This window comes from Phytoamicus setariae, assembly GCF_016722925.1.
GTDB lineage: Bacteria > Pseudomonadota > Alphaproteobacteria > Rhizobiales > Rhizobiaceae > Rhizobium_E > Rhizobium_E setariae.
The window spans coordinates 556,724-571,340 of the sequence record NZ_JAEQNC010000001.1 but is presented as its reverse complement, the minus strand read 5'-3'; the positions used below and the strand labels follow the sequence as shown (position 1 = coordinate 571,340).

The following is a 14,617-nucleotide window of genomic DNA, read 5'->3' as shown; positions in this document are numbered from 1 at the left end:
TTCCGACTGCGAGAGCTACGCGGCCAATTGGATCGTTCCGGTGGAGGTTACGGTCGTTCCCGAACCACAGACGTACGAGGAGGAATTCGTGATTTAATCACCCGCATGGGGCGGAATGGCGGCGCCGGCCAAAGGGGGCATCCACCCCATCAATTCAGACAGCCGGGCGACTGGCCGACCCTTATCGCAGCGTGGAATCGTCCTTGAGAGCGCGCAGCGGCTTTGGCTTGAGAAAGTCGAGCAGATCGTCCAGGAAAACCCGTGTCTTGCGCGGCATCAGCTTGCGGCTCGGGAAAACGGCGCGCGCCATGGCGGGTGGTAGCTGCCAGTCTGGCAGGACACGCTTCAGTTCGCCGCTAGCGACGCGCGACCGGACGAAGATGTCCGGCAGCGCGGCGATGCCCGCCCCAGCTGAGGCAAGCTTGAGCAACAGATCGTAGGAATTGGCCGAAACACGACGGCCCGACATATCGACCGCCGCCACTTGCGCGCCCCTTTCGAGCCGCCAGGAAGCGGCTTCTCCGCCAGTGTGCAGCACCAGCATACTATGCCGTGCGAGCGATTGCGGCATGTCCGGCTCGCCGAATGCCGCTATGTAGGCGGGCGATGCGTAAAGCCCGATGCCGATATCCAGAAGGTGCCGTGTGGTGAGGCGCATCCCTAACGCCTCGCCGCCGATGCGTATAGCAAGGTCGAAGCTGTCGGCCAGCACATCGACATAGTCGGGCGACAGGTCGAGTTCGAGCTGCACTGCCGGATAGCTTTCCGCAAACCGTGCCAGCATCGGCGCAAACGTGATGGAAGCGAGGTCGCTGGGCATGGAGACCCTGAGCCGACCCGATGGCGTCACCTGACTATCCTCCGCCAGTGCCGTAACTATCTCCACTTCGTGGACGATCTGCTCTGCAGAGGTGAGGATGCGCTGCCCCATCTCCGTCAGCACGAGCTTGCGCGTGGTGCGCTGAACGAGCCGCTCGCCGAGTCCGGCCTCGAGCGCCGAGATGCGCCGCGAGACCGTCGATTTGGGCAACCCCAGCCGCTCAGCGGCAAGGCTGAAGCTGCCCGCCTCAACGACACGGGCAAAGATCATGAGGTCGAAAGGGTCAGCCTGGCGCGCCATTTGATTGTTCCAATTCCGGAACAATCAAACTCATTATCGCCAATTGCGCAATGATGATTTCGTCCCTTAGCTTGTCACCAGGACAACAGAGGACAAGCTGCTGATGGCGTCTGCTTCACTTATCGACAAGGCCATCGTCTGGGAGAGCGCCGTCGGCTGGACGCCGGAATGCCTCGACGAGGGACCGGACATGCTGGCTCGCTACCGCGCTGCCGGCTTTTCCTTCCTGTCGCTGACGATCGGCGCCGACTGGGATCGCCCGGAGCCGACGCTTCGCCATCTGTCGCAACAGCGGCGCTGGTTCGAGGCGCGCGCACACGAGTTCGAGATCATCGACACGGTGGCGGATATCCGCCGCGCCAAGACGTCAGGCAAGACCGCGATCAGCTTCCATCTGCAGGGCGCCGGCCCGGCGGCTTACGAGCCGGCGATGATCGATAGCTGGTATCGGCTCGGCATACGCTGGATGATCCTGGCCTACAACACCCGCAACCCGCTCGGCGACGGCTGCCACGAGCCGTCCGATGCCGGCCTCTCGATGCTCGGTCGTGCCTTCGTGGCTGAAGCCAACCGTGTCGGCATGATGCTGGATGCCAGCCATGCCGGCGTCAACACCTCGCTCGACATCATCGAACTGTCGAGTAAGCCGGTGATTTTCTCGCATTCCAGCGTGTTCGCCCTCAAGAACCATGAGCGTAATGTCAACGACACCCAGATCAAGGCGGTGGCGCGGCGCGGCGGCGTGATCGGCATCAATTCGATCGGCGCGTTCCTCACCGACGACAATACGTCGGGTGTGTCGGCGATCGTGCGCCATATCGATTACATCGCCCAACTCGTCGGGCCCGAACATGTCGGCCTCGGCCTCGACACCGTCTTCTACCAGCCCTTCATGACCAAGCTCTACGATTCCGGACCGATGATGGCGCTCCGCGGCTATCCGCGGCCGCCATGGGCCGATGTCAAGCCCGAAGCATTGCCTGAACTGATCGAGGCGCTGGACCGCCACGGTTACGACGAAACCGCGCTTCTCGGCATCCTGGGGGAAAATTTCCTTCGAGTCGCCGAACAGAACTGGCGCCCATAGGCGCGCCGCACCTGAGGAGGAAAGAATGATACATCGCATGAAAAGGCTTGTCGCGGCCGCAGCGCTGGTCGCCTTTGCAGGGGCGGCTTCGGCCGATCCCAAGCTGATCGAGATCGCGAGCTTCGGCGAACACCCGGCGCTCAACGAGGTCGCCGAGGGCTTCAAGGCGCGCATGGCGGAGCTCGGCTATACCGAAGGAAAGGACGTGCGCTATGAATTCCGCCACGCCAATTTCGACCGCACTCTGGTGCCGCAGCTTCTGCAGCAGGTCGAGGCCCAACATCCCGACATGATCTTCGCCATCACAACTGGCCTCAACCAGGCCGCCGTGCGCGGCATCACTAACAAGTCGATCCCGATTGTATTCGGTGCCGTCGTCGATCCTGTTGTCGCCGGCATCGTGCCGGACTGGCAGCACGGCTCGGCCTGGAGCACCGGTGCGTCCATGCTGCCGAACTTCGATGCCTCCTTCGATTATCTCAAGCAGGTCATGCCCGGCATCAAGAAGGTCGGCACGCTGTTCAATCCCGGCGAGGACAACGACACCTCCAACATGGAGCTGATCCAGAAGGCTGCGGCCAAGGCCGGCCTGGAGATCGTCGCAGTGCCCGTCGACAATGCCAACGACCTACCGCAGCGCGTGCAGAGCTTTGCCGGCAAAGTCGATGCGATCTTCCTCATCCAGTCCAATATCGTGCAGACCTCCGTGCCCGTGGTGGCGCAGGTGGCCCAGCGCATCAGGCTGCCACTGTTCAACTCGGTCTTCGCGCCTGATCTGAAGGGCCAGCTCGCCGGCTTCCACGCGATCTCCTACCTCAAGAACGGCCAGCACGCCGCCGATATCGCCGATCGCATCCTCAAGGGAGAGAAGTCTGCCGACATCGCTCCCTATGTGCCGCAGACCGTGGATTTCGAATCCTATGTCAGCCCCGAGGGGCTTGCGGCCGTGGGCCTGACCGTTCCGGATGCTCTCAAGGACAGCCCGTGGATCTTAAAGTGACCGACGCCGCGCAGGGGCCTATCCAGGCTGGCGCGTGCCTGCTGGCCTGCAAAAGCCTGACCAAGACCTTCAATGCCGGGCAGGCGACCGCCCGCCCGGCCCTCGACGGGCTCGACCTCGCCGTCAACAGGGGCGATTTCATCGTCGTCATCGGCAGCAATGGCGCCGGCAAGTCCACCCTGCTCAATACCATTGCCGGCGCGATCGAACCGGATACCGGCACGCTTTCGTTCGATGGGCGCGACATCACCCGTCTGCCGGCCCATCGCCGGGCCGGCATGATCGCCCGTGTGTTCCAGGATCCGATGATCGGCACGGCGGCGGCAATGACGATGGAGGAGAACCTCGCGCTTGCCGAACGGCGCGGCAAGGGCCACGGCTTCGGCTTTCTCCTGAGCGCCGGCGGCCGCAAGCGCTATCGCGATATGCTGGCTGGCCTGGAACTCGGCATGGAGAACCGCCTGTCAACGCCCGTGGCCCAGCTCTCGGGCGGCCAGCGTCAGGCGCTCTCGCTGGTCATGGCCTCCCTTTCCAAGCCGTCGCTGTTGCTGCTAGACGAGCATACGGCCGCACTTGACCCGCGCACCGCCGATCTCGTCATGACCATGACGCGCCGCCTCGTCGCTGAACAGGCGCTGACGACGCTGATGGTAACGCACAACATGCGCCAGGCGATCGAGACCGGCAACCGGCTGGTGATGATGGATGCGGGCCGCGTGCGCGACGACATCCATGGCATCGAGAAGTCCTCGCTGACCCCCGCAGACCTTGTGGACAAATTCAAGATCGAGAACGATCGCATGTTGTTGGGAAGCTGACCGATGGATCTCATCCACGCATTCCTGAACCTGGTGCCGGTGACGCTGTCGCAAAGCCTCATCTATGCCTTCGTGGCGCTCGGCATCATGATCCCGTTCCGGCTGCTAAGCTTTCCCGACCTGACCAGCGAGGGTGCATTCCCGTTGGGCGGCTCCGTCTGCGCGGCATTCCTCCTCGCCGGCCATACGCCGCTGCTCGCGACCGTCGCCGGCGCGCTGACGGGCGTTGCGGCCGGCGCTGCGACAGCGCTGATCCATCTGCGCTTTCGCATCAACCCGTTGCTTTCTGGTATTCTGGTCTTTACCGGCCTCTACAGCATCAATATGCGGGTGCTGGGGCGCTCCAACGTGGCGCTCTTCGGCGCCGACAACATCTTCGCCCGGATCAATCCCGACATATTGACCAATGTCGGCCTGCAGATCGTGACGTTTGCCATCATTCTCAGTGCCGCCTTCCTGGCCCTGCGCTGGTATCTGATGACCCGGTCCGGTGCGGCCATGCGCGTCATCGGCATCAATCCGGAACTCGCGCCCTCGCTCGGCATCAATCCGTGGACCTACACGATTGCCGGCCTCGGCATCGCATCAGGCCTCACCGCGCTTGGCGGAACTCTGGTCGTACAGTTGCAGGGCTATGCCGATGTCGGCATGGGCGCCGGCATCCTGATCAACGGCCTCGCCTCGTTGGTGATCGGCGAAACCCTGACCGGCCGGCGCACCGTTCTGAGGCAGTTGCTGGCGCCCGTGGTCGGCGCCATCGTCTACTATCAGCTCCTCTCGCTGGCGCTCTCGCTCGGCCTCCAGCCCAGTGACCTGAAGATCGCTACGGCGGCACTCGTTCTCGTTACGCTCGGCTTGCCTCTTGCCCGTGGGCGCACCGCGATGCGCGAAACGATGCAGGCATAGGGGGAAGGCACCCGCGACTGCGCGGATGTCCGGCCCTCCAGGTCTTCGACCCCGTAGGCCAGAAAGCGATCATACCAACCGTAGAAAAGTCGGCCGGGGAATGCCGAGCGGTAGCCGACAAGGTGATGTCGCGCCAAGCTGTCATGCCAGCTGTACGGCATGCGCGATGCTGAAGCGCTGAGAAGTTTGCGGCGCAGATCCAGACGAATGGCTACCGCGTCAGCATGGCCGAAAATGCCACGCAGGTTCGCCAGAAATTCTCGGATTCAATCGACCTCATCCTGCTCGATCTCGGCTTGCCCCATGATGACGGTTTGACGCTGGCGCCATATCCGGGCCTTTTCCAAGACCGCGATCATCATTGTCGCCGGACGAACGGACGACATGGATCGCATAATCGGACTGGAGGTTAGTGCAGACGACTACATTTCCAAACCGTTCAATCTGCGCGAAGTGCTTGCCCGCGTCAGGAGCGTACTGCGGCGGACGCAGGCGGCAGGCCAGCATGTCCGCCATGGGGCCGGAAGCGGACTGCCGGCGATCAGCCGCAGGAACATTGAAAAATGTCATTCGGCTGCTGACCCAATCTTCAAAGCCCTCACACAAACCCGGGTCCAGTTTTCCGCTGCTCCTTACTCAGTTCCGTCGCCTTCAGAAAACTGCCCCAGCGCCTGGGGGTTGGTGACTGTGACCGATCGATAGGTGTAATCCACCCAACCGGCGGCAGCAAAGCGCCGCATGGCCATGTTGACCTGCTGCCGCGACGCATTCGCCATGACGCCAAGTTCGCTTTGCGACAATGGAATGGGCACGTCGCCGAGCCAGCCAGCCCGTTGGAGGACAGAGGCAATTCTCCGACCGACGTTGCGCTTCTGCAAGTCATGAACGATGCGAATGAGAGCATCGACGGTGAAAACGGTGTTCAGTCCCACGGCACGCAATACGTTGGGATCGCGAGTCGCCATCTGCTCCAAGGCATCGAGCGGCACATGCATCATCCAGGAGTCGCCAAGGGTCCGTAGTTCGATCCGGCGTGGCTGGCCGGTTAGGAACGGGCCTTCTCCCGTCCATGCACCAGGAATCCCGAGATGGATCAGACGAGGAACCGCGTCAGGTGGCGCGGAATTGATCGTCAGCGAGCCAGCGACAAGCCCGTACATCCCGCCGGTCGGATCACCATAACGGTAAATGATCTGATCGGGAGCGAAGCGCTGCAGCCGAGCATTGCGCATCAACTCCGTCCGGAATGGCTCAGTCATGTTCCCGAGCCAGGTGCCCGCGCGCATGATTTGCTCGGCCTTCTCCCGCGTCAAATCCAACATCGCTCCTCCATATTTTCAGAATTCCCACGACATATCTTTGGCAGATCCGTTACAAGACAGCCAAGTATACGCACAGTTCCGTCATGACCGCACAAAGACAACCCGCTCGACCGGATTCTTGATGTGGCAATCTAATATTTTGCAGATTGTCCGGATTCAGACAATCCTGCCCTATCCAATATGCAATCTCGTCGCCACCGATGATGATTGGCGGCGGTGACCCGCAAGTGTTGATCCCGGTCAGAAAGGCTTGGTCTCGGACTGACAATCTCGTTGGACGGTTTCCGCGGCGAATGCGCGCGGACCGGGATTGATATCTGATGGCAGCGAGTCCAGTTGATGAAAGCTCATGCAATAGTTGCAGTCGCATTACTGTCCGGCGTTGTCGCGGGTTCATCCGCAAGGGCCGCCGATCTCCAGCAGCCCTTCATCGTTCCCGAGGCCAAGCCGGCTGAAGATGGCGGCTGGACGTTCGCCGTGAGCCCTTACTTCTGGGGCGCCGGCGTCTCGGGCGACGTCGGGCAATTCGGTCTGCCCGCGATACATCTCCAATCCGACTTCAGCGATATCCTTAAAGATCTCGACTTCGGTTTCATGGCTGTCGGCGAAGCGCGTTACGACCGCTTCAGCGTCTTTGGCGATGTAATTTATACCAAGGTATCGTCCGGGGGAGCCACACCGCTCGGCATCGTCGCGGGCCGTGTCGATGTGACGTCTCAGACGTTCGCCGGACTTGCCGGTGCGGGTTATGCCATTTTCCAGGACGGGCGCAGCAATCTCGATGTCGTGGCAGGCGCGCGCCTCTGGCATGCCAGTACGGAAATCTCCTTCTCCGGCGGTCTGCTGGACGGCGCTTCGGGCCGGGATAGCGCCACATGGGTGGATGCAATGGGCGGTTTTCGCGGGCGCTATTTCATGACGGGCAACGTCTATCTCAGCGCCTGGGGGCTGCTCGGTGCCGGCCAGGCCGATCTTGACTGGGATGTCGCCGCCGGCGTCGGCTACGAGTTCAATGAAACGATCTCGGCCGTTGCCGGCTACCGTTCACTCGGCGTCGACTACAGCAAGGACGACTTTGTCTTCGACGTGGTGCAGAAAGGTCCGATTTTCGGCCTTGTCGGGCGCTTCTGAAGCAGGCGGTGGAACTTTGGGATAGCGGCCTCCAGCTTTGACGCCTGTTCTTCAAATTTCTCCGAAAACCGGCGGCTCGCTTTCGACAGAAACACGCCACCGTTCGTTTGCCTAACTGTGAGGCTTTAGTGTCCAACCTTGGAGGACTTTCAATGTCTATTGCCAGATTGAATGTGTCGACGATCGCCATCGCAGCGCTTTTTGCCGCGCATGCAGCCGCAGCCGAACCGGTTCAGGTCAACAGCGACAATTTTGTCCGCGCCGAGAGCGACCTGTATTTTTCGGCCGTGGCTGCCCGCGGCCGCTTCGGCAAGTTCGGCCACGACCGCGAGATGACGCCGCTGGACAAGCAGGCCATCATCCGTATGAACCGCGACACACTCTACTCCTCAGCCGTGTTCGATCTTGATGCCGGGCCGGTGACGGTCACGCTGCCAGAGACCGGTGGGCGGTTCATGTCGATGCAGGTCTTTGATCAGAATCATTATACCCATGGCGTCTATTATAAGCCCGGCACCTACACCTTCACCCGTGAGGAGATCGGAACGCGCTATGTCTTTCCGGGCATCCGCATCCTTGTCAATCCGGAGGACCCCAAGGACATGACGGCCGTGCACGAGTTGCAGGACAAGATCACCGCGGAACAGCCTGGTGGCCCCGGCGAGTTCGAGATCCCCGACTGGGATAGCGCCAGCCGCGACAAGACCCGCGCAATCATCCTGCAACTGGGCGAGCCGCTGCCGGATACGCGGGGCATGTTCGGAGCCAAGGATCAGGTCGATCCAGTTCGTCATTTCATCGGCTCGGCCATTGCTTGGGGCGGTAACCCTGAAGAGGACGCCTTGTACCTGAACCGCACGGTGGCCAAGAACGACGGCAAGACCGTATACGGCGTCAGGGTCGCCGATGTGCCGGTCAAGGGCTTCTGGTCAATCAGTATCTACAACGCCAAGGGACTTTACGAACCGAACACGTTGAATGCCTACACGATCAACAATCTCACCGCCGCCAAGGACGCCGACGGTGGCGTGACCGTCCAGTTCGGCGGCTGCGATGGCAAGATTGCCAACTGCCTGCCTACACCGGAGGGATGGAACTACATGGTCCGTCTGTATCGGCCCGAGGCGAACATTCTCGATGGAAGCTGGAAGTTTCCTGTTGCGGAGGAGCTGAAATGAAGCGCCGGACCTTTCTGGCGGGCTCCGCTGCCCTGATCGCATCGTCGCCGTTTCCGGCCACCGCGCAGGATGACATCAAAGCAGCAGCCCGCGAGGCTTACATCTACACCTATCCGATGGTGAAGAACTACCTCACCATGTATCAATACGCGTTGGAGCCGGGCGGCAGCCAGTACAAGGGCCCCTTCAACACGATGGCCAGCATTGCTCGGGTCTATGCGCCCGAGGACACGGCTATTATCACGCCGAATTCGGACACGCCCTATTCCTTCATTGTCTTCGATCTCAGGGCGGAACCCGTCGTCGTGACGATGCCGTCGATTGAAAAGGAACGTTACTACTCGCTGCAATTGATCGACCTCTATACCAACAATGTCGACTATCCGGGGACGCGCGTCGACGGCAATGAAGGCGGCGATTTCCTGATCACCGGCCCCGGCTGGAAGGGCAGTGTGCCGAAGGGCATCAAGCGCGTCATCGAAATGCCGACCGCGCTCGCCATCGGCATCGTCAGGACGCAGCTCTTCTCCGCTGCCGATCTCGACAAAGTGAAGGCAATTCAGGCAGGCTACAAGGCCACGCCCCTCTCGGCCTATGCCGGCGGCCAAGCGCCCGCGGCTCCACCGTCGGCCGATTGGCCGCCGATCTCTGACGAAAGGATGGTTTCCGATTATTGGTCGATTGCCGCCTTCCTGCTTGCCTTCGCTCCCCCTTATCCGGGCGACGAGGCGCAGCGGGAGAATCTCGCCAGGCTCGGTATCCGGCAAGGCGTGAAGTGGCCGGGAGCGGATGTGCCGCCCGATAGGCTGGCATTGATGAATGCGGTGGCGGTCGCGACGGAGAAGGAAATTCGTGACAATGCCGGCCGTCTGACGGATTCATCCAAGCTGTTCGGCACGCCGGAGATCATGAAGGGTCAGTACATGGTTCGTGCCGCCGCCGCGCAAGGTGGAATCTACGGCAACTCTGTGCAGGAAGCGCTCTATGTCATCTATGTTTTCGACGCAAAGAAAGCGGCGCTCAACGGTGTAACGGGAAAATATACCCTGACCTTCACGCCGGAGACGCTTCCTCCGGTCGACGCGTTCTGGTCGCTGACTATGTACGACAGGCCAAAACAGTTGCTTGTCGACAACCCTATCGATCGCTACCTGATCAACTCTGCGATGCTTCTCGAACTCAAGAAAGACGGCAAGGGAGATATCGTCCTCTATCTGCAGCACGAAAGCCCCGGATCGTCATTGGAAGCGAACTGGCTTCCCGCCCCGAGCGAAGCTTTCTATGCCGTCATGAGACTTTACCTGCCCAAGGCCGAAGCGCTGGACGGACGCTGGAAACCGCCGCAGATCGAATTCGCGCACTAGCCATCTTTGGCGCTTGGTCGCCAACGCTCACTAATCTAATGCGCCGCACCTGGATCATGTATCCGCTGTCGGCGCAATCGCGACCCGCATCGTCACTGCGTCATGTCCGCTTTGCAGCAACAGCGACCGGTAGCTCGATGACCATTATGCGGGCGCGAAGCGGACATATGTGCCAAGAAGCGGAAATGATTTCCGCTTCCGAGCCGGTTACTTCTCTGAATTTGCAAGTCTCTGTGGACTCAGGCCCGAGCCCTGAACCTGGGATCAATGCGCGTGCCTGGATCTTATTTCCGCTGCCGGTCCGAAGACTATGTTCCCACGTCGGAGTTGTTAACGGCAGCTTCGCACCAATAGCGGACGTCGTTCCTGATGATCCGGCCGGATAGCAAAACGCTTGTAGTTCGCAGCGTTGCACAGAGACCTTAATGCAACCGGGTGGCAACACCGATCCGGGCGAGACACCCGAGATGGGACTGGCACGAGAGAACTCGGTCTCGATGACGATCACCTCCTATTCGAAGCTCTCAGGTGGTTCGAGGCAATGGTCGTGAACGAACCGGGGAGTGCTCGGCTGACAGATGAATCCATGATGCGAACCAAAAGGCGGTTCATCTATCCTGCCGCCTAAATTGAGGAAGCGGTTTGGGTCTAGCCATTCAAACCCTCAGATATAAACTCGCCCCGCTCACGGAGCATCATATTTTCCCAAACTACCGATCGCGGATCAGACGAGCAGAATAGTCTGAGTTTCTGCGGAGATGAATAGCCCCGAGTTTCGTAGACACCCTCAGGTTACGTTTTCTGCCGCTTTTCGAACTCGACGGGCGACAGCATTCCGTTTCTGACATGCTTGCGCTTCGGATTGTAGAACATCTCGATGTAGTCGAACACATCCTGCCTGGCTTCGTCCCTTGAGCGGTAGACCTTTCGGCGTATCCGCTCTCGCTTCAGCAGATTGAAGAAGCTTTCAGCAACTGCATTGTCGTGGCAGTTCCCGCGTCGGCTCATCGAATGAACCAGATTGTGGTGCTTCAGGAACGCTGCCCAGTCCATGCTGGTGAATTGTGAGCCTTGATCGGAATGGACCAGCACCTGTTCCTTTGGCTTTCTCCGCCACACCGCCATCAGCAATGCCTGCAGCACGACATCGGTGGTCTGACGGCTCCGCAGCGACCAACCGATGACACGGCGGGAATAGAGGTCGATGACGACGGCCAGATAGGCGAAGCCTTCACCGGTCGGATGTAGGTGATGTCTGTGACCCAGGCTTTGTCCGGAGCCTCGACGTCAAATTGCCGATCCAGCGTGTTGTCGATGACAACGGAAGGCCTGCCGCCATAAATTCCAGTGGTCACATGATCGAGCCCGAGGAGGGGAAGGAGCGATGGCTTGACATCAGATTGGGGCTCACAATTTTTGTTCCCTGAACATCGCTGCTACCGATCGTGGAGCGACTTGGCAACGCGCCAATGCGTTGATCGAGACTGTCAGTCGTTAAACTGCTTTTGCAAGAACTGCTGGCCGCGCGATAGAGCGCTGGCTACAGTTTCTCCATCCCAAGAGAACTGAAGCAATTTCTGATGCCCGTTCTTGGTAACGCTTAAGGTCATGACATTGGGCTCAACTCTGGTGGAGCTCCAGTCGAACGCGTAACCATCGCCAGTCTTCCTGCCAGCGAAGATCTCGTTGAGGTGACGCTCAACGGTTCGTCCCACCGGCTCCCAACTGTTGTCTTTGACCAGCGTGGCGACGAAGCTGTCGAAATGCTCTGCATCGAAAACCGCGGACTTTCGATTGAGGCACGACCATTCCACTGAGTACAACTTCCTCTGAACGTCAACGACAAGATCATCGCATCCCAAGACCCCGCAGCCGCAGCGGCCTATTGTGAGGTGGTTTCGATGCTCTCTGGTAAGCTCTCTGACGAGGTCAGGTGGATCGAGACCCAAGTGACCCGCTTCTATCCAGTCTATGCCATCAACGAACAATCTCACCTCATGGGTGTTGTCGTCCGGATTAGGAAGAATTTGATACGATAGGTTGCTCATGATGAGGTGACACTAATTGCCCATCTCTATGCCTGCAATAGCGACGCAGGGCCACCGCACGTACTCCACGAAGGCTTAGGACTTGAGGTACGCAACGAGGTACGATCAGGGGCACGCATCACCCTGTAAGTTATTGAAAATGTTATATTTCTTAAGGATGACTGGGGCGCCAGGATTCCCAGCTAAGAAAATCGGCCTCTTTCAAGCCTCTGAAAAGGCTTTGCTATCCGGAAAGCCTGATATTCAGGTAAGACAGTCAGGTAAGACAGTCAAGCAGACAATTTTCTGCTCTGCGTTGAGCAAGTGCCGAAATATGTCCAATCGATTGGGGATAGCGCCAGGCGACTCGAGGTTGGACTGAAAAGCCACGGTGTCGGAACCGGAAATGATTTCCGCTTCGCGCCACGAGCGGTCGTCGGTTGGAACCAAATGCGCCGATCGATTTTCTAAAAACCGGGTGCAAAGCTTGGAGCCACCATGATCCAAATAGACATATATACTTCATCGGGTGGAGTGGCACATACCAACCGCTACCAAACGGACTGAATTGCGAATGTTTGTCGATTAATCCGGTAAGCTAGTGCCGAAGGCAATCTCCTGTCCGAACTCTCACCGCGTAATGGCAGCGGCTTTCAATCTTGAAGAGCAAGTCTTTTTATGAAATAACCCTAATATTAAACCTAGGGCGTGGACTTCAACCCATAAAAATAATCGAGGCGATGCGCTGGTCTCGCGACGAGACCCGCATACCGACTTCGGGGGCGCGTCCTCTTTCCGTTGACTGCGGTGACAAAGGAGGGTGCGAAAGACTTCAAGCACAATTGAGCCAAACCGAACACCTGTTTGGGCGGATTGCCGCCACGTCCCACGTCCGGTTTTTTCTCGGCGACATGGAGGGAGAAAGCAGATGAAGCACAAATTTGGCAATTGCAGCGCCGTATTGGCAACGTTTGCGGCAGCGCTCTTGGCCGGAGCTAGCCCGGCCGCCGCTCAGGAAACACAAAAACCCAACATCCTGTTCATCATGGGCGATGATATTGGCTGGATGCAGCCCAGCATCTATCATCAGGGCCTGATGGTGGGCGAAACGCCCAACATCGATCGCATAGGCAAAGAAGGTGCGAAATTTATGACCTATTACGCCGAGCAAAGCTGCACGGCTGGTCGTACCGCCTTCCTAACTGGCATGCAGCCCGTGCGAGTGGGGATGGTCCTGCCGGAAATTCCCGGCAGCCCATCATACCTTCGGAAAGGCACACCCACCCTTGCTCGCTTCCTGCACGATCTCGGTTATAACACTGGGGAGTTCGGCAAGAACCACCTCGGCGACCACACGGAGTCTTTGCCAACCGCACATGGCTTTCAGGAGTTCTGGGGTTATCTCTATCACCTTGATGCCATGCAGGGCGTGAGCTTCCCTGACCTCAACAAGACGCCGACCGAACAGACCCTGGCGCCGCCTTGCAGGAACACGCCGATACCAGGGCTTAAAGAAGATCCAGCAGCAGTAGACCCGGCTACCACTACTTGCCTGACGCCTCCGCGACCGATGCTCGCTTGCATATCCTCCGACGGCACGCCGGAAAATCAGACATGCAAGGACGAAGGGCCTCTTACACTCGATCGCTCCAAGACGATCGACGAAGAAATCTCGGCCAAAGTCATAGATTTCCTCGACAGGAACGACCCCGAGAAAACCAAGAAGCCCTTCTTCGTTTGGTACAACCCGGCACGCATGCACATCACCACCGTGTTGTCGGACAAGTACCTGAACATGGTGGGGGAACCAGGCGGCAAAGATTGGGGCGTCAACGAAGCCGGCATGAAGCAGATGGACGACAACATTGGCTACGTGTTGAAGAAGCTCGAGGAGATGGGTGAACTCGACAATACCATCGTTGTCTTCACTACCGACAACGGCGCAGAGACTATCACCTTTCCTGACGGCGGCACCACGCCATTCAAGGGCGGAAAACTGAGTACCTGGGAAGGCGGAATGCGAGCCCCGCTCGTGGCACGCTGGCCTGGCCACATTGAACCGGGAACAGTGAAGAACGACATGTTCGCTGCGCTCGATTGGTTGCCCACATTAGTCGACATCGCCGGTGGTCCCAAGGGCAATGAACTGAAGGAAACGCTCGAGAAGGGCGAGTATCCCGGCCTCGCAAAAACTACGCTCGACGGCGTAAACCAGCGCGCATACCTGGAAGGAAAGTCCGACAAGTCGGCACGGGACTCATTCCTTTATTATTCCGGCAAGGAGCCGTCTGCGGTCCGCTATAAAAACTGGAAAATGTACTTCGCCATGGTGTCCGATGATCCGGCCGGGTTCATAGCTGGCGTGCAACCCTACTCTTGGACACAGGTCGTCAACATCAAGCGTGATCCGTTCGAGACTTCAGTCGGTCAGCAAATCAAGACACTTTTCGGTATGGGAGGCGCGATCGCCTCTCCGTCGACCGCCTATGTCTATGACTGGAACATGCTCCCAATCGGCCAGCAGTTATGGCTGAGACATCTTGAGACCTACATCAAGTTCCCGCCGATGCAAGACCCGGCAAGTTACAATCTTGAACAGGTGATGCAGCAAGTTCGACAGATGAAGACAGGACACGACTGACGTCCCATTGGAACAATAACGTC

The 14,617-nt window shown here is 59.1% G+C and carries 12 protein-coding genes and 1 pseudogene; 9 read left to right on the top strand and 4 right to left on the bottom strand.

The features are described 5' to 3' along the window. Positions 1-181: 181 nt before the first annotated feature. On the bottom strand, positions 182-1,120 hold the full coding sequence (locus JJB09_RS02680; protein WP_201652618.1) for a LysR family transcriptional regulator: 939 nt from the start codon (positions 1,118-1,120) through the stop codon (positions 182-184). Between the two features lie 103 nt (positions 1,121-1,223). On the opposite strand from JJB09_RS02680, the gene JJB09_RS02675 reads away from it, so the two are divergent. Genes JJB09_RS02675 through JJB09_RS02660 form a run of 4 tightly spaced genes read left to right on the top strand, consistent with a single transcriptional unit; the run spans position 1,224 to position 4,931 of the window. Beyond that, complete coding sequence (locus tag JJB09_RS02675) at positions 1,224-2,207, top strand: dipeptidase (protein ID WP_201652616.1); 984 nt, start codon at positions 1,224-1,226, stop codon at positions 2,205-2,207. Between the two features lie 25 nt (positions 2,208-2,232). After that, positions 2,233-3,207 (top strand): ABC transporter substrate-binding protein, encoded by a 975-nt coding sequence (locus JJB09_RS02670; protein WP_201652614.1) that lies wholly within the window; start codon positions 2,233-2,235, stop codon positions 3,205-3,207. A gap of 38 nt (positions 3,208-3,245) precedes the next feature. Beyond that, positions 3,246-4,025, top strand: a complete 780-nt coding sequence (locus JJB09_RS02665; protein WP_201652735.1) for an ABC transporter ATP-binding protein — start codon at positions 3,246-3,248, stop codon at positions 4,023-4,025. A gap of 3 nt (positions 4,026-4,028) precedes the next feature. Continuing rightward, positions 4,029-4,931, top strand: coding sequence for an ABC transporter permease (locus tag JJB09_RS02660; protein WP_201652612.1), 903 nt, complete (start codon positions 4,029-4,031; stop codon positions 4,929-4,931). A 632-nt stretch (positions 4,932-5,563) separates the two neighbouring features. Here JJB09_RS02660 and JJB09_RS02655 read toward each other — a convergent pair. Further along, entirely contained in the window at positions 5,564-6,253 is a 690-nt protein-coding gene (locus tag JJB09_RS02655) for a Crp/Fnr family transcriptional regulator (RefSeq protein WP_201652610.1), read from the bottom strand. A gap of 339 nt (positions 6,254-6,592) precedes the next feature. Here JJB09_RS02655 and JJB09_RS02650 point away from each other — a divergent pair, with 339 nt between their 5' ends. The 4 genes from JJB09_RS02650 (at position 6,593) to JJB09_RS26880 (ending at position 10,477) form a co-directional block, all read left to right on the top strand. Continuing rightward, positions 6,593-7,384, top strand: a complete 792-nt coding sequence (locus JJB09_RS02650) for a hypothetical protein (RefSeq protein ID WP_201652608.1) — start codon at positions 6,593-6,595, stop codon at positions 7,382-7,384. A gap of 152 nt (positions 7,385-7,536) precedes the next feature. Then, positions 7,537-8,562 (top strand): DUF1254 domain-containing protein, encoded by a 1,026-nt coding sequence (locus JJB09_RS02645; protein WP_201652606.1) that lies wholly within the window; start codon positions 7,537-7,539, stop codon positions 8,560-8,562. Then, a complete protein-coding gene (locus JJB09_RS02640) occupies positions 8,559-9,926 on the top strand; it encodes a DUF1254 domain-containing protein (protein ID WP_201652603.1) in 1,368 nt (455 codons plus the stop codon). Before JJB09_RS02645 ends, JJB09_RS02640 begins: the two co-directional genes overlap by 4 nt. A 425-nt stretch (positions 9,927-10,351) precedes the next feature. Beyond that, positions 10,352-10,477, top strand: a complete 126-nt coding sequence (locus JJB09_RS26880) for a hypothetical protein (protein WP_281431809.1) — start codon at positions 10,352-10,354, stop codon at positions 10,475-10,477. A gap of 241 nt (positions 10,478-10,718) precedes the next feature. Here the strand turns inward: JJB09_RS26880 and JJB09_RS02635 are convergent. Together JJB09_RS02635 and JJB09_RS02630 are read right to left on the bottom strand one after the other, a co-directional pair. Continuing rightward, positions 10,719-11,272, bottom strand: a pseudogene (locus tag JJB09_RS02635) (IS3 family transposase); the annotation flags it as partial. Between the two features lie 141 nt (positions 11,273-11,413). After that, entirely contained in the window at positions 11,414-11,974 is a 561-nt protein-coding gene (locus tag JJB09_RS02630; protein WP_201652600.1) for a hypothetical protein, read from the bottom strand. A 907-nt stretch (positions 11,975-12,881) separates the two neighbouring features. On the opposite strand from JJB09_RS02630, the gene JJB09_RS02625 reads away from it, so the two are divergent. Then, a complete protein-coding gene (locus JJB09_RS02625) occupies positions 12,882-14,594 on the top strand; it encodes an arylsulfatase (RefSeq protein WP_281431808.1) in 1,713 nt (570 codons plus the stop codon). Positions 14,595-14,617: the final 23 nt, after the last annotated feature.